Origin of the sequence: Stenotrophomonas sp. 1278, from assembly GCF_029892765.1 — a bacterium.
Classification (GTDB): Bacteria; Pseudomonadota; Gammaproteobacteria; order Xanthomonadales; family Xanthomonadaceae; genus Stenotrophomonas; species Stenotrophomonas indicatrix.
Genome location: NZ_JARXWD010000001.1, coordinates 274,810 through 294,797 on the forward strand (window position 1 = coordinate 274,810; position 19,988 = coordinate 294,797).

The 19,988-nt window shown below is 65.7% G+C and carries 10 protein-coding genes; 6 read left to right on the plus strand and 4 right to left on the minus strand.

Translation table 11 applies throughout. From position 1 onward, the window contains the following. Window positions 1-39: 39 nt before the first annotated feature. The 3 genes from M2299_RS01310 to M2299_RS01320 all read right to left on the minus strand — a co-directional run bounded on the left by M2299_RS01310 (window position 40) and on the right by M2299_RS01320 (window position 10,198). Window positions 40-300 carry a hypothetical protein gene (locus M2299_RS01310; protein WP_099842506.1) on the minus strand — a complete coding sequence of 87 codons (261 nt, stop codon included), beginning with the start codon at window positions 298-300 and terminating at the stop codon, window positions 40-42. Next, on the minus strand, window positions 297-9,008 hold the full coding sequence (locus tag M2299_RS01315; protein ID WP_280883701.1) for a glycoside hydrolase family 94 protein: 8,712 nt from the start codon (window positions 9,006-9,008) through the stop codon (window positions 297-299). The genes M2299_RS01310 and M2299_RS01315 overlap by 4 nt, the downstream gene beginning before the upstream one ends. 224 nt (window positions 9,009-9,232) lie before the next feature. Continuing rightward, window positions 9,233-10,198 carry an AraC family transcriptional regulator gene (locus M2299_RS01320; RefSeq protein ID WP_180831148.1) on the minus strand — a complete coding sequence of 322 codons (966 nt, stop codon included), beginning with the start codon at window positions 10,196-10,198 and terminating at the stop codon, window positions 9,233-9,235. 103 nt (window positions 10,199-10,301) lie between these two features. On the opposite strand from M2299_RS01320, the gene M2299_RS01325 reads away from it, so the two are divergent. Next, entirely contained in the window at window positions 10,302-11,546 is a 1,245-nt protein-coding gene (locus M2299_RS01325) for an MFS transporter (protein WP_280883702.1), read from the plus strand. A gap of 142 nt (window positions 11,547-11,688) precedes the next feature. Here M2299_RS01325 and M2299_RS01330 read toward each other — a convergent pair whose 3' ends face one another. After that, complete coding sequence (locus tag M2299_RS01330; protein ID WP_033831116.1) at window positions 11,689-12,582, minus strand: LysR family transcriptional regulator; 894 nt, start codon at window positions 12,580-12,582, stop codon at window positions 11,689-11,691. 109 nt (window positions 12,583-12,691) lie between these two features. On the opposite strand from M2299_RS01330, the gene M2299_RS01335 reads away from it, so the two are divergent. From M2299_RS01335 to M2299_RS01355, 5 genes are all read left to right on the plus strand, one after another. Beyond that, window positions 12,692-13,750, plus strand: a complete 1,059-nt coding sequence (locus M2299_RS01335) for an alpha/beta hydrolase (RefSeq protein WP_280883703.1) — start codon at window positions 12,692-12,694, stop codon at window positions 13,748-13,750. Continuing rightward, entirely contained in the window at window positions 13,747-14,949 is a 1,203-nt protein-coding gene (locus M2299_RS01340; RefSeq protein WP_280883704.1) for an MFS transporter, read from the plus strand. The genes M2299_RS01335 and M2299_RS01340 overlap by 4 nt, the downstream gene beginning before the upstream one ends. A gap of 163 nt (window positions 14,950-15,112) precedes the next feature. After that, entirely contained in the window at window positions 15,113-15,739 is a 627-nt protein-coding gene (locus tag M2299_RS01345; protein ID WP_280883705.1) for a TetR/AcrR family transcriptional regulator, read from the plus strand. A gap of 65 nt (window positions 15,740-15,804) precedes the next feature. After that, window positions 15,805-16,917, plus strand: coding sequence for an efflux RND transporter periplasmic adaptor subunit (locus M2299_RS01350; RefSeq protein WP_134832557.1), 1,113 nt, complete (start codon window positions 15,805-15,807; stop codon window positions 16,915-16,917). After that, on the plus strand, window positions 16,914-19,979 hold the full coding sequence (locus tag M2299_RS01355) for an efflux RND transporter permease subunit (RefSeq protein ID WP_280883706.1): 3,066 nt from the start codon (window positions 16,914-16,916) through the stop codon (window positions 19,977-19,979). The genes M2299_RS01350 and M2299_RS01355 overlap by 4 nt, the downstream gene beginning before the upstream one ends. Window positions 19,980-19,988: the final 9 nt, after the last annotated feature.

Sequence of the window (19,988 nt, forward strand, 5' to 3'; positions counted from 1 at the left end):
GTCAGTTGAGCCCGGCATCGTAACGCAGCGCGCTGGCCATCACTCTCCTGGCGTCCCCGGCGGCAGGCTGTCATCACGCTCGTACCAGGATGGAAGCTCCAGCGCGTGGCCTTTGAGCATGGCCTGGATGCACGCGTGCGCCTGGCCCCTTTCTGCGTGCTGGCATTGGTCCAGAATCTCCGCAGCCAGGGTTTCAAACTGCGGCCAGAACTGCGCTGGATGGCGCGACCGCGCCAACCAGTGCACCAGCATCTCGGCCAGGGCATCAAGCTGCACCTGTATTTCAGGGCGCACGTTCATCCCGGGGCCGCACCCAGATCAAGCGCGACGCGGTAGTGATGGCCGTTGTCGCGCAGCAGGACGGTGAGGTCCGGCTGCAGCACGCCATCCACGTGCAGCGTGGGCTGGTCCTGCGCAGTGCGGGTCACCACGAACTCGTAGAAGCTGCGGCCGAAGCGGTAGCTCAGTTCGAATGACGGCCAGTGATCGGGCAGGCACGGTGCCAACGAAAGACGATCGCCCTGCCGACGTATGCCCAGCAGCGATTCGACCAGCAGGCGATACATCCAACCGGCCGAGCCGGTGTACCACGTCCAGCCGCCTCGCCCGACGTGCGGAGGCACGGCGTAGACGTCGGCTGCCAGCACATAGGGCTCGACGCGGTAGGTCTGGATCGCCTCCGGGTCCAGCGTGTGACTGAGCGGGTTGATCATGCCGGCCAGCTCCCAGGCACGCACCGCATCGCCCTGCTGTGCGAATGCCATGGCCGCCCACACGGCCGCGTGGGTGTACTGGCCGCCATTCTCGCGCACGCCCGGTACGTAGCCACGAATGTAGCCGGGGTCTTCCGGGGTCTGGTCGAAGGGTGGATCGAGCAGCTGGATCAGCTTGGCGTCCTTTCGCACCAGGTGCGTGTACAGCGAATCCAGCGCTTGCGAGGCACGTTCAGGCGCGGCGACGCCTGACAGCACCGACCAGCTCTGCGAAATCGAATCGATGCGGCATTCTTCGTTCTGTGACGAGCCCAATGGCGCGCCGTTGTCGAACCAGGCGCGGCGATACCATGCCCCGTCCCAGGCATGCTGTTCCAGGTTCTGGCGCAGGCTTTCGGCCTGCTGTTGGCACCACTCTGCACGCGGCGCATCGCCATGCGCGTTGGCCAGCCCGATGAAGCGGCGGAGCGTGTCATGCAGGAAGAAGCCGAGCCACACGCTTTCACCGCGCTGCTGGTCGCCGACGCGGTTCATGCCGTCGTTCCAATCCCCGCTGCCCATCAGTGGCAGGCCGCGCTCGCCGAGCAAGCGGCAACCGCGCTCGAGCGCGAGCACGCAGTGCGCATACAGCGTGCCGCGCTGCGTCGAAGGCGTGGGCATGTCGTAATACCCTTCCTCTTCGGGTGTCACCGCGCGCCCCTCGATGTAGCCGACCACTTCGTCCAGCACGCTGGCGTCGCCGGTAACCTCCAGGTAGCGGCATGCACCCTGCGGCAGCCAGAGGTAATCGTCCGAACAGCGGGTGCGCACGCCGCGACCCTGCGGAGGGTGCCACCAGTGCATCACATCGCCTTCGGTGAACTGGTGTGCAGCGCATAGCAGCAGGTGCTCGCGGGTCAGGTCCGGGCGAGCGTGTACAAGGGCGAGTGCATCCTGCAGCTGGTCGCGGAAACCGAACGCACCGCCTGATTGATAGTAGCCACTGCGTGCCAGGTAGCGGCAGCCGAGAGTCTGGTAGACCAGCCAGCCGTTGGCCAGTGCGTCCAGCGCCGGGTCTGGCGTGCGCACCTGCACCGTGGCCAGCACGTTGCGCCAGTGGATGCGCACGGCGTCCAGCGCGTCGATGGCCTCATGGGCGCCCTGGCGGCTTCGCGCCAACGCCAGCGTTTCCTTGCGGTTGCGCCCGGCGCCAAGGCGGAACGTCGTTTCGCTGCGGTCGCCTGCAGCCAGCAGCAACGGCACCTGGATCGCCGCGCAGGGATCCAGGCCCGCACCCAGCCGTGAATCCAGGCGCTCGCGCCGCAGCGCGGCCGGTGCGTGCAGGCTGCCGTTGCGGCCGATGAACTCCAGTCGGTCACAGGTCCAGCCGCAGCCATCGGCATCGGTGTCGAAGAAGGCCATCCGGCCGCCGAAGTCGGTGCTGTAGGTGTTGCGCGCCAGCAGCGCGCCGCTCTGCGGGTCGCGTTCGGTGAGTACGTGCATGCGCGACTTCGCGCGCAGGTCACCCATCACCCATTCAACGTAGCCGATGGCCGACAACCGCCGTGGCCGGCCCGACAGGTTGTGCAGCCGCAGGACCGAGAACTTCAGCGGCGCGGCGACGTCGACGAAGACCCACAATTCGCTGGCGATGCCGTCTTCTACATGCTCGTAGACCGTGTAGCCGAAGCCATGGCGCGTACGGTACGCGCCGGTGCCACGGCGCGGCAGCGGCATCGGCGACCAGACACGACCGGTGTCCTCGTCGCGCACGTAGAAGGCTTCGCCGCCAGTGTCCGACACCGGGTCATTGAGCCAGGGCGTCAGGCGGAATTCGTGTGCATTCTCGAACCATGTGTAGCCCGGTGCACTCTCGCTGACGACCGTGCCCAGGCGGGCGTTGGCGATCACGTTGGCCCATGGCGCCGGCGTCGGCGCGCCTTCGCGTACCACCACGACGTACTCGCGGCCGTCCTCGCTGAAACTGCCGGTGCCGTTGTCGAATCGGCCGGTGCCGCGGTAGGGAAGGAAAGGCCACGGGTCGTCCACTTCTTCGTCGTGCTCGGCGCTCGGCGGCAGTCCGGGCTCCGGGCCCAGGTCGGCAACGATGGGCAGCCCGGGCGTCGCCTCCATCGACAGGGCCAGCTCCTGCTGCAGCGCTTGCGGCACCAGGGCCGGGATCCGTCGCGGAGGCAACGGCTGACGCCCCACCTGCGCGACCAACGTACCGTCTTCGTCGCTGATGACCGCCCGTGCCACCGCCTGCAACAGAATGCGGTCCTCGTGGGTCATGTTCTGCACCGGCCGCACGAAAATACCGCCGGGGCGGTCGAGCAGGCCGGTCTCCGAACTGGCGGCCACCATCCCCAGAATCTGGTCCTGCAGCTCCTGCCGATAGCCGGCCTTGCTGTCGTTCCAGATGACCAGGTCGGTGTTGAGGCCCTTCTGGCGCCAGTAGGCATGCGCCTGCACCAGTTGCCGGACCAGTTCCACGTTGTCCGCGTCGGTGACCTTCAGCAGCACGATGGGCAGGTCACCGGAGATGGCATGGCCCCACAGCCCGGATTGTCCTCGCTGGTTCTGCTGCAGGACGCCTGCACCGGCGCGCAGCAGCGGACCGGCATACAGCACGTGGCTGGCCAGGCGCTCGTACAGCGATGCCTCGGCTTGGCTTGCGTTGATCTGCCGGCGCACCACCTGGCTGTGTGTCCAGGCCAGGTCGAAGACGCGGTCGGCCAGGCGGCGATCACGGTATTTGTCCACCAGTGCTTCGCAACCGCCGCGATTGGCGCCGATGCCATACACCATGTCCAGCTGTACGGTCTGCTCGGGCTCAAGCACCACGCGGACGCGGATGGCCACGATCGGGTCCAGCACCGAGCCATCGGTGCCTGACAGGTCTGCATCGGTGGTCAATGCCTGCGGCGTCCGCGGCGTGTTGCCACGGCCCAGGAAGCGCGCACGGTCGGTTTCGTAGGAGATCGCCACCACCTCCGCATCGTGCACCGCCACCAGATGGAACATCCACGGCGGCACCTCATCGTTCGAACGTGGCCGGCGCGTGCACAGCACCGCCTGCTTGGCGGCCAGGATCTCGCTCTGCACGAAGAGGTTGCTGAAGGCCGGGTGCGCATCGTCGGCCGCGGCGGGTGCCAGCACCACTTCGGCATAGGTGGTGATCTCCACCGTGCGCGGGCGACGGCTGCGGTTGGTCAGGCGCAGGCGCCTGAGCTCGATGTCGTCCTCGGCGGAGATGGCGACCTGCAGGTGGCTCTCGCAGCCGCGGCGCACACCGCGGAATTCCGCCTTGGCGTCAGAGAAGATCGCCTCGTAATTGTCCACTGCCACGCAGGTGGGCTGGTAGGCGGCAGACCAGAACTCGCCGCTGTCCACGTCCCGCAGATAGCAGAACGTGCCCCATGCATCGGTGGTGCCGTCCTCGCGCCAGCGGGTAAGCGACAGGTCGCCGTGGCGGCTGTAGCCGCCGCCGGCATGGGTCAGCATGCCGTGGTAGCGACCGTTGGACAGCAGCTGCACTTCCGGGCGCGGGCCACCCGGGTCGCGCAGGACGCGCAGGGACGTCTCGTGCTCGGCCAGTGCCGAGTGCTCGCCAAGCGCTTCGACCTCATGGGGATGGAACACGCCCACGCGCGGGATGCGTTCCTGCAGCAGCAGCAAGGTGGCCTGGAACTCGACATCGGCAAGGAAGCGGCGCTGCATCGGCTGGTCGCGCAACAGGTAATCCAGCGACAGCAGGCCCATGCCCTGGTGGTGGGCCATGAACGAACGCAACAGGACGTGATCCTGTCCCGGCGGCACCCGGGTGGGCGTGTAGTCGATCGCCTCGTACATGCCGAAACGCCCGCAGAACCCCAATCCTTCCAGCACCTGGAGGTTCTGGCAGGCCGCTTCCGGCGCCACCATCAGTGCCATCATGCTGGCATAGGGCGCGATGACCCGATCCTGCCCAAGGCCGCGTTTGAGCCCCAATCCGGGCACGCCGAACGCCCGGTACTGGTAGTTCAGGCGGGCATCGACGGCGTTGTAGCCGGACTCGGACACGCCCCATGGCAGGTTCAACGTACGGCCGTAGACGATCTGCGCCTCGACCGCGTGCCGTGCGGTCTGGTCCAGCAACGTGTCCGGATAGCTGGGCATCACCAGCTGCGGCATGAGGTACTCGAACATCGAGCCACTCCATGACAGCAGTGTCGGCGTGCCGTTGACCTCGGTGAGCATGCGGCCGAGCGCGAACCAGCTTTCCTGTGCCAGCTGGCCCTGCGCAATGGCAACGAACGCGCCCAGCCGCGCTTCGGAAGCCAGCAGGTCGTAGAAGCTGTTGTCGAGGCGGTGGTCGTCTACGTTGTAGCCGATCGAAAGCAGGTTGCGGGTACGGTAGAACAGGAACCCGTATTCCATCAGCGAGAACTGCCCGGCGCGATGCGCCAGGTCCTGCAGCTGCTCGATGCGAGCGCGCGCGTCCGCGCCGGCCGTGCCGGGCAGGGCGGCCAACTGACGCAGGCTTGGCACCGGTGCATCGACGGCCACGTTGGCATCGGCAGGGATATCGGCAAGCGAGGCGTGGGCGGCATGGCATTCGGCGGCGAACAGGGCCGGCCAATGCAGCTCACCGTCCTCGGGCGAGGCCGGTGCCGGCCATTGCAGCAGCACGGCGTCGGCCAGACCGGCCAGTTCCTGCAGACGGGCCAGCGACTGCGCCGTCCCGACGGGGCGGTCGACACGCGTAGACGCCAGACGCTGGCGAAGATGATTGAGCGCCTCGACCAGCGACGCATCGTCGGCGCGATGACGCTGCCGCTCCTCTTCCAGCACGCCCAGCGTATCGGCCAGGCCATCGAACGTGTGCGGCGCCAGCACCGGCGCGTCCACCAGCGCGAGCAGGCCTTGGCGCAGGGTAAGCAGGTGGCCGGCAAGGTTGCCGCTGTCGACGGTGGAGACGTAGCGCGGCGGCAGCGGCGCCAGGGTTTCGGTGTCGTACCAGTTCAGGAAGTGGCCGCGATGGCGCGGCAGCTGGTCCAGCGTATCGAACGTGCGGGCGGTACGTTCAGCCACCGCGCCCTGCTGCAGATAGCCGAAATCCCACGCAGACAGATTGGCCAGCAGGGACAGGCCGATGTTGGTCGGCGAGGTGCGTCGCGCGACCACCAGCGCCGGATGCTCCTGGATGTTGTCCGGCGGCAGCCAATGATCCTGCTCGCGCACCCAGGCCTGGAAGAAGGACCAGGTGCGCCGCGCCAGCCGGCCCAGGAACGCCCGTTGCGTGACCGACAACTCGGCCACGCTTGCCGCCGGCGGGCGACCCAGCCACGCCATCAATGCCGGCGCAAAGGTCCATGCCAACAGCAGCGGCAGGGCGATCGGCAATGCCTGCGGACGCACGCCGGCCACCAGAGCCACCAGCGCGAGCGCCAGCAGCGAGGCCGGCGCCATCACCCGCCATTCCGCGCCACGGTCGCTGCCAAGGCGGCGCTCGACTTCGCTGGAGGGATTCCATTGCAGCAGGTGACGGCGTGTGACGGCCATGCGCCAGAGCGTGCGCAGCACGGCGTCACTGGCCAGCAGTGCTTCGTAGGGCAGGCACGCAATCTGGGTGGATGCGCGCAGCAACGACTGCAACGTACCGCGCCCGACCTTGATGTAATGCGCTTCCAGCGGGGTGTCTTCCGGAACGCTCAGGCCATCACGCAGCATGCCTATCAGCGGCGGCGCGAACCACAGCGCCAGCACCCACGCGGTCCACGCAGCAGGGTTTCGCGCATACAGCCAACCGGCTACCAACAACGCCAGGGCAGCGATCGGCACCACGCTCCGGCGCAGGTTGTCCAGCAACTTGCCGCGCGAGAGCAGGCTGAGCCGGTTGCGTTCCCAACCCAGGCCCGGGCGCGGTGTCCACGGCAACAACCACGGCAGCAGCTGCCAGTCGCCACGGATCCAGCGCGCACGGCGCTTGGCGTCGGCGGCGTAGCGCTCGGGATAGTCCTCGTACAGGCGCACATCACTGACCAGGCCTGCGCGTGCATAGCAGCCTTCCAGCAGATCGTGGCTGAGGATGCGGTTCTCGGGCAGGCGGCCCTCCAGCGCATGCTCGAAGGCGTCGACGTCATAGATGCCCTTGCCCACGAACGAGCCTTCGTCGAACAGGTCCTGGTAGACGTCGGAAACCATGCGCGTGTACGGATCGATGCCGGGCTCGCTGCCGAACATCCTGGCAAAACGCGAGGTGCGGCGCCTGCCCAGGCTGGTGCCGACGCTGGGCTGCAGGATGCCGTAGCCCTCCACCACGCGTTGCAGCTGCGGATCGAAGCGCGGGCGGTTGAGCGGGTGCGCCAAGGTGGCGACGAACGCGCGTGCCGCATCCCGCGGAAGCTGCGTGTCCGAGTCCAGCGTGATGACGTAATGGACGCCGATCAGGGCCGCCGCGTCTCCGACGATGCGCATGAACGCCGCCGCATCGCCTTGGCGGAGCAGGGCATTGAGCGCGGCCAGCTTGCCGCGCTTGCGCTCGTGGCCCATCCACACACCTTCGCCCGGGTTCCATTGCCTGGGCCGGTGCAGCAGGTAGAAGCGGTCGCCGCGCTCGGGCGCGTAACGATGGTTCAATTCCTCGATCCGTGCCACGGCGTGCGCAAGCAGAGCGTCGTCCATCGGCGCCTGTGCTGCTGGCGCGTCGAGAAAATCCGTCAACAACACGAAGCGCAGCTGGGGATCGCGGTTGGCCAGGAAGCGCACCTCAAGCGCTTCGACCAGAACGTCGATGCCGTCGACGCTGGACAGCATCGAGGGGACCGCGACCACGGTGGCGCACGCGGCAGGAATGCCTTCGCTGAAATCAAGCTTGGGAAGCGGCCTCGGGGCGACCAGCACCGTCGCGGTCCAGTTCACCAGCACGATGCCGAGTTCGCTGAACACCAGCAGCCCGAGCAGCGCAGCCAGCCAGACAGGTACCGAGCCGCTGCCGGTTGCCAGCAGGCCGCTGGTGGCCAGCACCGCCAGCAGGCCGATCGGCAGCAGGTACAGCGCAAGCGGCACGCGATGCGCCAGTCGACGTGCCTTGCGGTGGCGCGGTGCTGCCTCGGCCACCGCCGCAACAGTGGTCTGCAGGCCTTCGCCGACCAGCCAGTAGCCCACGTGCGTGCGTGGGCCGTCCGCCGGCGTAGCCGCCCGTGCCAGGTCCAGCGCGATGGTCGCAACCCGCTCCTCGGCGATGCGGCTGCCGCGGGCAATCTTCTCCACCACGTGGCGGTAGGCATCGCGGGTGCCGAAATCCATCTGCGCATAGACGCCCATGGGGTCTTCCCGCAGCCGCTGCTCGACCACACTCATGTCTTCGACAAAAGTGCGCCAATCCATGGTGGAGAGGAAACGCAGGCTGCCGATGCTGTTGCCGATGGAGACCTGGTCGGCCGCCTGCTGCTGCCCCTCGGCGGCAACTAGTTCATCGATGCGCTGCCCGGCCGCTGCCGCCCACTGTTCCAGCCACGCGATGGGCATGGCCCACGCGCCGCCGCGCCCCTGCAGCGAGCGCGTCAGCTCGGCGATGAACGCGCCGGTCAGCGGCGGCGCGGATCGCGCCATGTCGGCAACCACCAGGACCACGTCAGTAGGGGTGTCGGACGCTGCGCGATTGAGCTGGTCGGCCCACTGCGCAGCCAGGCGGCGGTCGGTCCCATCGCGCATCACCCGCGCGGCCATGCGCCGCAGGTTCTCCAGCAGCGCCAGGCGCAGCATGATCGGAACGGCCCACAGTTCGCCCAGGCTCAGCGGCGCGAGCGACTGGTACGAGGCGATGAAGCGGCCCAGCGTATCGGCGTCAATGCGGCCGTCACCGTGCGCGATCGCCTGCATCGACAGCTCATACACCCGTGGCAACCCGGCCGATGGGCCGGAGGCAAGTGAAGGAAGCTGGCGGCTGTAGCCGCGCGGCAGGTGGCGTCGCGCGGTCTGGATCTGTTCTTCGACCAGGTAGTAGTTGTCGAGCAGCCATTCCCCCGCCGGGGTCACCGGCCGCTGTTCGCGCACCACGCTGCTCAGCAGCGTGTTGGCGTCTTCCAGCACGCGCTCGTTGGCCTGCAGCCGTTCGAGCAGGCGCTCCGGGCTGGGCCGCAACCGCACGCGATGCTGTCGCGCAAGTGCGCGGCCGTACTCCTCCATCTGTTCAACGTTGTACAGCGCGGCACGCAGTGGGCCCTCGGTGGCCTCGATGGCCGGGGCCGATGCCTGGTGCTCACGCCAGCGCCAACGCACACGACGACGCAGGCGCAGCCAGCGGCCAAAAAGACGACGAAGGTGGGGCATAGGTTACCGATGGGGGCAGGGCGCGTCCTGCATGGTTGCATTGCAGGGGCCGTGGTAACTGTGAAGGCCGGGCCCGGTTGGCGTGGTCGCCGCTCAATGCGGTCTGATCCTGAGGCGACCCGGACTCAGCAAGGCAAGGGTAGTGCCGGCCGCTGGCCAGCAACGCGCCATCCATCGCGCTCCTCGGCTACGATGGATGCCGAGCCTGCTCGGCGCACTTCTTTCTATGTCGAGGCCAAGGCGCGCCCGCGCCGGGTCGTGCCAGGAGAGTGCCCGATGACGCGCTTATAGGCGCGACTGAAAGCGGCCTGCGACGCGTAGCCGAGGCGCTCTGCCACTACCTCGATCGGTAGGCTCTGGTGGGTCAGCCATTGACTTGCCAATTGCATCCGCAGCTCAGTCACGTATCGCAGGGGTGCGGTTCCAATAACGGTCTGGAACCGATCTGCAAAGACAGAGCGTGAGATGTTGGATTCTGCGGCCAACGCTTCGACGGTCCAGTCACGCCCGGGGTCTCTGTGCAGGGCAAGCAACGACAGCGATAGACGCGGGTCGCGCATGGCCATGACCAGGCCGGATGCGCCGTCGCAACCGCGCTCGACCCAGTCACGAACGATCATGGCGGCCACTGCATCCGCCAGCCGGGAGAGTATTCCTGCATATCCGATACGTCCGGAGCAGACCTCGCGCTTCATCGCGTCGACCATGGGCAACAGCCCAGGGAACTGCGTGCCGTTGCCATCGGCCAACATCACCGCCGGCATCACCTTGCTCAACCCTTGCATGCCGCCCAGATCGAACACCATGCAGCCGTGGAAGAGCACTGCGCTCGGCACGGCATGCGTGCTCGGGCATGTGTCTATGCCGCTCACCGCGTCACCCAGCGGGGCTGCGTCTATCGTTTCCAGGCACTGGACGGGGTGGTCGTCGCCCGACAGCAACGCGTGTCCTTCTCCGCGGGGAAGAAGCACGACATCCCCGGCAGACAGGCGGTGTTGGCTACCGTCCGCGCCACGAAGAATGGCAGTGCCCACTGCCAGGTAATGGAAGTAGGCATGGCCTGGCTTCGGAGAAAATCCAAGCCCAAAGGTCGGCCCGGTCTGAATGCGTCGGTATTGAACGCCATGCAGCCGCATGCCGGTCAGCAGCTCGCTGATCAGATCGGTGGGCTGGGATGGAGCGTGGCTCATGAGACGATCCGGGGTTTCGATCAAAAATACAGGTCATGCAATCATAGATCATCCGGGTGTAGCTCCCTAGACTCTCGGCTGCACGATTGCACTGGGATCTTTGATGAGTAATGACGTAGCTGATGCCGCAGACGCACCTGATTCTGTGGCCTGGAGTAGCGGGGAACCTTCTTCGTCGGCATGGGTAGCGGTGTTTTCGCTGGCCATGGGTGTCTTCGGGCTGCTCACGGCCGAATATCTGCCTGCCAGCCTGCTGACGCCGATGGCGGCGGACCTGGGGGTGTCGGAGGCGCTGGCTGGTCAAGCAGTGACGGTCACCGCTGTAGTGGCCCTGTTCGCTGGCCTGCTGGTGCCGCGGCTGACCCGTTCGATAGACCGGCGCCTGGTGCTGTTGAGTTTCACGGGTCTGATGATCCTCTCCAACGCCCTGGTGGCATTGTCGTCCAGCATGGGCGTCCTGCTGGTGATGCGCGTCCTTCTGGGCATCGCGCTGGGCGGTTTCTGGAGCATGGCAGCGGCCGTGGCCATGCGGTTGGTGCCGCCGCAGCGCGTGCCTCGCGCGCTTTCCATCATCTTCAGCGGCATTGCGGTCGGCACCGTGGTCTCCGTTCCTTTGGGGAGCTACCTGGGAGGTCTGCTGGGCTGGCGCAGCGCCTTCTGGGCTGCGACGGCGGTAGGTGGACTCACGTTTGCGTTCCAGTGGTTCACGCTGCCCCGAATGGCCCCGCGCAAGGCGGCAGTCCCAGAGTCGGTGGTGCGGCTCCTGCGCCGGCCAGGCGTTGCGGTCGGCATGCTGGGCTGCGTTCTGGCGCACACCGGCCAGTACTCGCTCTTTACGTACATCCGCCCAACGCTGGAGAGCCTGGGGCAGATGAGCGCGGATGGCCTGGCGCTGATTCTGCTGGGATTCGGTGTGGCGAATTTCGTTGGCACCCTGCTGGCCGGCTGGCTCATGGAGCGCAGCTTGAAAGTCACGTTGGTGATCATGCCCGCCTTGGTTGGCGCAGCCGCGCTGGGCATGCTCCTGTTGCCGGTGGGCGTTGGCGGGCTGTCGGTCCTGGTCGCGCTCTGGGGCCTGGCCTTTGGTGGCGTGCCCGTTGCCTGGTCGAGCTGGGTTGCACGTGCGATGCCCGATCAGGCCGAGAGTGCCGGTGGGATGGTGGTCGCTGCTGTGCAGTCTTCCATCGCTGCGGGTGCCGCTTTGGGCGGCCTGGTGTTCGGGTTCGGGGGCATTGTTGCCGTGCTCACCGTTGCTGCGGCGGTGATGCTCATCGCGAGCCTGCTCATTGCGTTCCGTGTCAGGGTGAGTTCGGCGACCTTGTCGGCCGGTCCGGCGTTTCACATCTAGCCGGCATCTGTCCTGAGCGTCCTACTGGGTATCAAGCCGGTGATCGACCGGGTGTTTTCGTGCGCTGAAGTACCTGAGGCGTTCAGCCGGCGCGGGCAATGCTGGCCGCGCTGATCTTGTCGGCCTGGTGTCGCCCCGGACCTCAGGCATCTCGCCTCAGCCAGGCCACCAGCGCCGAAAATGCCGGCGAGGGCTGCCGACGGTTCGGGTAATACAGGTGATAACCGGGGAAAGGCAAGCACCACTTGTCCAGCACGGCAACCAGCCGCCCCTCGGCAATGTGGTCGGCCACCATCGGCTCGGGCGCATACGCCAGGCCCAGTCCATCCAGTGCGGCATTGATGACGTGGATCATGCTGTTGAACACCAGTGGCCCATCACCGCGCACGGTGAATTCCTTGCCCTTCTCTTCGAACTCCCATGCATAGATGGCGCCGTTCGGGCGATGCCGGATGTGCACGCAGCGATGTTGCGTGATATCGGCAGGCTTCCTTGGCTTGGCGTGCCTCTCGAAGTAGTCGGGGGATCCAACCACCACCAGGCGCCAATCCGGTCCGACCCTGACCGCGATCATGTCCTTGCTGAGCGCCTCACCCAGCCGGATGCCGGCGTCGAAGCGCTGTTCAACCACATTGGTGAAGCCGTAATCGACGTAGAACTCAAGTGTGATGTCCGGATACTCGGCGAGGAACCCGGCAAGGCGAGGGCGGACGATGGTCTCCATGGAATCGTCCGTACAGGAGATACGAAGAGTTCCGGCCGGGCGGTCGCGCAGATCCCCCAGTGCCTCGACGCTGGCGACGATGGCCTCGAAATGCGGTGCAATGGAGCGCATCAGGCGCTCGCCCGCCTCGGTCAGGGAGACGTTGCGCGTGGTCCGGGCCAGCAGGCGGATCCCCAGGCGCTCTTCCAGCAGCCGCATGGAATGGCTGAGCGCTGAGGGCGTAACACCGAGGCGTACAGCTGCCCTGGTGAAGCTCTGCTCCTGTGCCACCACCAGGAAGGCTTGCAGATCATTGGTCTTCACGCCGTTCATGGGCCAATTGTGAGCGCAACTCAATAATGCATCAACTTTCAGCTGGCTTATCGCGGTAGCGGGCGGCGCCTATCGTGGCGACCTGAGTCCCCACTGAGGCCGTCCGCACATGAAACCCACCACGCTGCTGCTGGCACTGATCGCCAGCCATTTCGTTCCGCAGTCGGCCTTGTCCGCTGAGGCGCCGGCGGCCACACGAACCGCCGGCGCCGACAATTTCTATAGAAGCGCCAGCGTAAAAGGCGAGCGCGTCAGCTTCCGCAACCAGTACCAGATGGAAGTGGTCGGGACGCTGTACCGGCCTCAGGCCCTGACGCATGGCGGCCGCGCACCCGCCGTGGTGGTCGGACACCCGATGGGCGCGGTGAAGGAGCAGAGCTCACAGCTGTATGCGCAGAAGCTGGCTGAGCAGGGTTTCGTTACGTTGGCGATCGATCTTTCCTTCTGGGGAGAGAGCGCGGGTACCCCGCGGCACCTGGTGTCGCCTGAAATCTATTCGGACGACGTCAGCGCGGCGGTTGACTTCCTGAGCACGCAGTCGTTCGTGGATCCGCAGCGGATTGGTGGCCTGGGTATCTGTGGCAGTGGCAGTTTCGTGATCAGCGCAGCCAAGATCGACCCGCGCATCAAGGCAATCGCTACGGTCAGCATGTATGACATGGGGGCCGCCGCGCGCCAAGGTCTGAACCACGCGCAATCGCTGGAGCAGCGCAGGCAGATGATCAAGGCTGCAACGAACCAGCGTCTGGTCGAGTTCAACGGCGGACCGGCAGTCCATGTACCTGGCACCGTGAACAAGCTCGAGGCCGATACGTCCGAAGTGCAGCGCGAGTTCTTTGATTTCTACCGCACGTCGCGTGGCGCTTACACTGCCGAAGGCGAGCGCAGCGACTTGACCACCCAGCCGCTGTTCAGCAGCTTGGTCAAGTTCGTCAATTTCTACCCCTTCAACGATATCGAGACCATCTCGCCCAGACCGATGCTGTTCATCTCTGGCGACCACGCCCACTCGCGTGAGTTCAGCGAGGACGCGTACCGCAGGGCGGGGCAGCCGAAGGAGCTCTACTGGGTGAAGGATGCCGGTCATGTAGACCTGTATGACCGCACCGACCTGATTCCCTTCGCAAGGTTGGCGACGTTCTTCCAGCAAGGTCTCGCTGGGAAATGAGCAGCAACGACGCGACGGCCGACCGGGCCAACTGGGGTGGGGTGCTGGCAATGACGCTGTGCGTGTTCGCACTGATCGCCTCTGAATTCATGCCGGTGAGTCTGCTTACGCCCTTGGCGGCTGACCTCGGCGTGAGCGAAGGGCTGGCCGGGTATGGGATTGCCATCTCTGGTGCCTTCGCCGTGCTGACCAGCCTGTCGATCTCCCGCTTGGCCGGGAGCATCAACCGGAAGACAGTGCTGCTGACGCTCACCGCATTGATGGCGGTATCCGGCGTGGTGGTGGCATTGGCTCCCAGCTACCCGATCTACATGATGGGCCGGGCATTGATCGGCGTGGTGATCGGTGGCTTCTGGTCCTTGTCTGCGGCCACGGCCATGCGGCTGGTGCCAGCAGCGCAGGTGCCGCGAGCACTGGCAATCTTCAATGGCGGCAACGCGCTGGCAACGGTAGTGGCTGCCCCCTTGGGCAGCTACCTTGGCGGCGTGATCGGATGGCGTGGGACATTCCTGTGCCTCCTGCCTGTGGCCGCCATCGCGCTTGTATGGCAGTGGCTGTGTCTTCCTTCCATGGCCGCAGAACGACGGCAATCCCGGGGCGGGGTGCTGGCCCTGTTGCGGCGGCGGGTGGTGATGTTGGGAATGGCGGCGTGCGGCGTCTTCTTCATGGGGCAGTTTGCCTTGTTCACCTATGTGCGCCCGTTCCTGGAAAAGGTCACGGGTGCAGGGGAATCAGCCGTTCCGCTGGTGCTGCTGGCCATTGGTGCAAGCGGCGTTGTGGGCACGCTCGCGATCGGGGCATTCATCAGGCGTGGTCTTTATCGCACACTGGTGGCCGTCCCGATCCTGATGGCGGTGATTGCCGCGGCGCTCGTGGCGCTGGGGCCTCAACTCTGGCCGACGGCCGTACTGTTTTCGGTATGGGGTCTGCTGGCCACGGCTGCGCCGGTGGGTTGGTGGAGCTGGCTGGCACGCACGTTCACCAACAACGCTGAAGCGGGCGGCGGGCTGATGGTAGCGGTGGTGCAGTGCTCGATCGCGCTGGGTTCCAGCCTTGGCGGCGTGCTGTTGGACAGTGTTGGTTTCGCCTGCACATTCCTGGCCAGTGCGGGCTTGCTGCTGTTCGCGGCATTGCTCGCCTATGTCACGGCCGCCGATGCTGCGTCCGCATCCGGCTCGGCGGTTGCCGTAGAGGCATGAGGCTGATGAGGCGCGCGACGAGGATCATTGGTCAGCTGCTTTCGCTTTGCCTTGCCTGCTCTTCTGCCGGAGCTGAAAATCAAACAGCCGCCGGGTGGTTGGTGGACCGATACCCAAACGGTCACCATTTGCCGGCGTGACGGCGCGGCGCTACGCTTCCACGATGTCTACTTCGACCTCCGCAGCATTCGACGGCGGGCGCGGCCCCGCCGAGCACGACGTGCGCACCCAGATCATCGTGGCCGCCACCGCGCATTTCAGCCATTACGGCTACGACAAGACCACGGTGTCCGACCTTGCCAAGGCCATCGGTTTTTCCAAGGCTTACATCTACAAGTTTTTTGCCTCCAAGCAGGCCATTGGTGAGGTGATCTGCGCCAATTGCCTCGGTCAGATCGAAAGCGAGGTTCGTCAGGCCCTGCAGGGGGTGCAAGCGCCTGACGATAGGCTGCGTGTGTTGTTCACCGTCATTGTGGAGGCCGGTCTTCGCCTGTTTCTGCAGGATCGGCGCCTGTATGAAATCGCCGTCGCCGCCGCGACGGATCAATGGCCATCAGCGAAGGCGTATCAAGACCGGATCGGGCAGCTTGTTGAAGACATCATCAAGGAGGGACGTGCCTGCGGAGCGTTCGAGAGCCGGACATCACTTGAAGAGACCGGCCGCGCGGTCTATCAGGTCCTGCTTCCTTATCTGAACCCGGTGACGCTGCCGCACTTGGCGCCCTTGCACGAAGAAGCGCCCAAAGCCTTGCAGGAGCTGGTCCTCAGGAGCTTGCAGCCACACCAGTAGTGACTATTGACGAAATTCGTCACTAGGAACAAAATGCGTCCGGACACCCCACTCCGGAAGGCCGCATGCGTCGCCGTTTTGTACTCCCAGCCATTTCCTGTGTTGTTCCGTTGCTCCTTGTGGCCTGCAGCAGGGCGGGTGAAAGCGACCCCCGAACCGCGCCGCCCATCGTCCGGGTCGCCCAGGTGCAGCCGGACACGGGAAACGCGCGGACCTTCACTGGCATCGTCGCCGCACGGGTGCAGAGCGATCTGGCCTTCCGGGTGGGGGGCAAGATCACCGAGCGCCTGGTCGAGACGGGGCAGACGGTCAAGCGCGGCGACGTGCTGTATCGAATTGATCCCATCGATCTGAACCTGGCCGCAGCGTCCCAGCAGCAGGCCGTCATCGCAGCCCGTGCGCAGAATGTGCAAGCCACCGCGGACGAGGCGCGCTATCGCGACCTGGCGGCCAAGGGCGTTGTATCCCGGTCGGCCTACGATCAGATCAAGGCTGCCGCAGACGCGGCGTCCGCGCAGCTCAAGGCAGCCGAAGCCCAAGCCCGTGTCGCGCGCAATGCCAGTCAGTACACGGCACTTGTTGCCGATGCCGATGGGGTGGTCATGAACATTCTGGCCGAGCCCGGCCAGGTCGTTGCAGCGGGGCAGATCGTCGCCCGGCTTGCCCGTGCAGGCAGCCGCGAGGCAGTCGTCCAGCTGCCCGAGACACTTCGGCCGCAGATCGGCTCGGCGGCGTCCGCTTCCCTGTTCGGGGCAAGTGGCAGGATTCCGGCACGGTTGCGTGTGCTCTCTGAATCGGCAGACCCCGCAACCCGCACCTTTGAAGCCCGCTACACCCTGGAGGACGGCAGCACGGCATTGCCGTTGGGGTCCACCGTGGCGGTAGCGGTTGAAGGCACCGCAGCTGCAGGCAGGGCGGGGGGCGTTGAGGTCCCATTGGGCGCGGTGTTCGATCCCGGCAACGGGGCCGGTGTCTGGGTCATCGGGGGCGAGCCACTCAAAGCCCGTTGGACGCCGGTAGTGGTCAAGCGATTGGGTGACGACCAGGCCCTGGTTGAGGGCGCGTTGAGTGCATCCGACCGCGTGGCCGCACTGGGCGCGCACCTGCTCCGCGAAGGGCAGGTGGTTCGTCTGGCCGATACCGCCACGACCACCGCTGGCAAGGGAGCCCACCCGTGAGTGGGTTCAACCTGTCGGCGCTTGCGGTGCGCGAGCGCGCGATTACCGTCTTTCTGATCTTCCTGGTCTCGGTTGCCGGCATCGTGTCGTTCTTCCAACTGGGCCGCGCAGAGGACCCGGCGTTCACTGTCAAGGTGATGACAGTGATCACGGCGTGGCCGGGTGCCACGCCCACGGAGATGCAGGACCAGGTGGCCGAGAAGCTGGAAAAACGCCTGCAGGAGCTGCGCTGGTATGACCGCAGCGAAACATACACGCGTCCCGGCCTGTCTTTCACCACGCTGACCCTGCAGGACGGTACGCCTCCTTCGGAGGTGCAGGAAGAGTTCTACCAGGCGCGCAAGAAGATGGCCGACGAAGCCGCAAACCTGCCCGCAGGTGTCATCGGCCCAATGGTCAATGACGAATACGCCGATGTCACCTTCGCGCTGTTCGCGTTGAAAGCCAAGGGCGAGCCGTTCCGCGCGCTTGCACGTGACGCCGAAACCCTTCGCCAGCGCCTGCTGCATGTCCCGGGGGTAAAGAAGGTCAACATCATCGGAGAGCAGTCCGAGCGGATCTATGTGGAGCTTTCCCACCAACGTCTGGCCAACCTGGGCATCACGCCGCAGGCAGTGTTCGCCGCGCTGAACGGGCAGAACGCGTTGACGCCCGCCGGCTCCGTGGAGGCCAAGGGCCCGCAGATTTTCATCCGCCTCGACGGCGCGCTGGATCAGCTGCAGAAGATCCGGGATACCCCCATCGTTGCGCAGGGCAGGACGCTGAAGCTGCAGGACATCGCCACCGTCAAGCGCGGCTATGAAGATCCGTCGACCTTCATGATCCGCAACGGGGGCGAGCCCGCCATGCTGCTCGGGATCGTCATGCGCGACGGCTGGAACGGCCTGGATCTGGGCGCCTCGCTCGACGCTGAGGTCAAGAAGATCAACGACGCCCTGCCGGTGGGGATGGCCCTGGAGAAAGTCACCGATCAGGCGGTGAACATCAGCGCCTCGGTCGACGAGTTCATGATGAAGTTCTTCGTCGCACTGCTGGTGGTGATGGTGGTGTGCTTCGTCAGCATGGGCTGGCGCGTCGGCATCGTGGTGGCAGCTGCCGTACCGTTGACGCTGGCCGCGGTGTTCATGGTGATGGCTGCCACCGGAAAGAACTTTGATCGCATCACGCTCGGTTCGCTGATCCTGGCGCTGGGCTTGCTGGTCGATGACGCGATCATTGCCATCGAAATGATGGTGGTGAAGATGGAAGAGGGCTACAGCCGGATCAAGGCATCGGCCTATGCCTGGAGCCATACGGCGGCGCCGATGCTGGCCGGCACCCTGGTCACGGCCGTGGGCTTCATGCCCAATGGCTTTGCCCGCTCAACTGCCGGCGAATACACCAGCAACATGTTCTGGATCGTCGGCATTGCGCTGATCGTGTCGTGGGTGGTCGCGGTGTTCTTCACGCCCTATCTTGGCGTGAAGCTTCTGCCTGAACTGAAGGCCGTGGAGCGCGGCCACAGCAGTCTCTACGATACGCCGCGCTACAACCGCTTCCGGTCGATCCTGGCGCGCGTGATTGCGCGCAAGTGGCTGGCCGCAGGTTCGGTGATCGGCCTGTTCGTGCTTTCGGTGGCAGGCATGGGGTTGGTGAAGAAGCAGTTCTTCCCCATCTCTGATCGCCCGGAGGTACTGGTCGAGGTACAGATGCCCTACGGCACCGCCATCGAACAGACCAGCCTGGCGGCCAGCAAGGTGGAGAAGTGGCTGTCCGCGCAGGAGGAGTCCAAGATCGTCACGGCCTACATCGGCCAGGGCGCGCCGCGCTTCTACCTCGCCATTTCGCCGGAGCTCCCCGATCCCGCGTTTGCCAAGATTGTTGTCCGCACCGACAGCCAGCAACAGCGCGATGCGCTGAAGGCAAGGCTCCGCCAGGCAGTGGCGGAGGGACTGGCGCCTGAAGCACGCGTGCGCGTCACGCAGCTGGTGTTCGGGCCTTACTCGCCTTATCCGGTGGCCTATCGGGTCAGTGGCCCGGATCCGGATGTCATCCGCGGCATTGCGGCCAAGGTCGAGCAGATCATGCACGCCAGCCCGATGATGCGCACCGTGAACACCGACTGGGGCGTTCGCACGCCAACGTTGCACTTCACGTTGGACCAGGACCGCCTGCAGGCGATGGGCATGACCTCTGCGTCTGTCTCGCAGCAGTTGCAGTTCTTCCTCAGCGGGGTGCCGGTCACTGCCGTTCGCGAGGACATCCGCACCGTCGAAGTGGTTGCCCGATCTGGCGGGGATACGCGCCTGGACCCGGCGCGCATTGCCGATTTCACTTTGGTCGGCGCCGGTGGCCAGCGCGTGCCGTTGTCCCAGATCGGCGCTGTCGAAGTGCGCATGGAAGAGCCGGTACTGCGGCGGCGCGATCGCGTGCCGACCATCACCGTGCGCGGTGATATCGACGATGCCCTGCAGCCACCGGACGTATCGGCGGCCATCAGCAGGCAGCTTCAGCCACTCATCGCCTCGCTTCCCGAGGGATATGCCATTGCCCAGGCCGGCGCCATTGAAGAGTCCGGCAAGGCGATGAGCGCCATGCTGCCGCTGTTCCCGATCATGCTGGCGATCACCTTGCTGATCATCATCCTGCAGGTGCGCTCGATCTCCGCAATGATCATGGTCTTCATGACCAGCCCCCTCGGCCTGATCGGCGTGGTCCCGACCCTGCTGTTGTTCCAGCAGCCGTTTGGCATCAACGCCTTGGTTGGACTGATTGCATTGTCGGGCATCCTGATGCGCAACACGCTCATCCTTATCGGTCAGATCCACGAAAACGAAGAAGCCGGGATGGAAACCTTCCACGCGATCATCGAGGCGACGGTTCACCGGGCGCGCCCGGTGATCCTGACCTCCCTGGCAGCGGTGCTGGCCTTCATTCCGCTGACCCATTCGGTGTTCTGGGGAACGCTTGCCTACACGTTGATCGGCGGCACCATCGCCGGCACCGTGATGACGCTGGTCTTCCTCCCGGCGATGTATGCCATCTGGTTCAAGGTCCAAGCGGACAAGACCCGCGTTGCCTGAAAGTGGCCT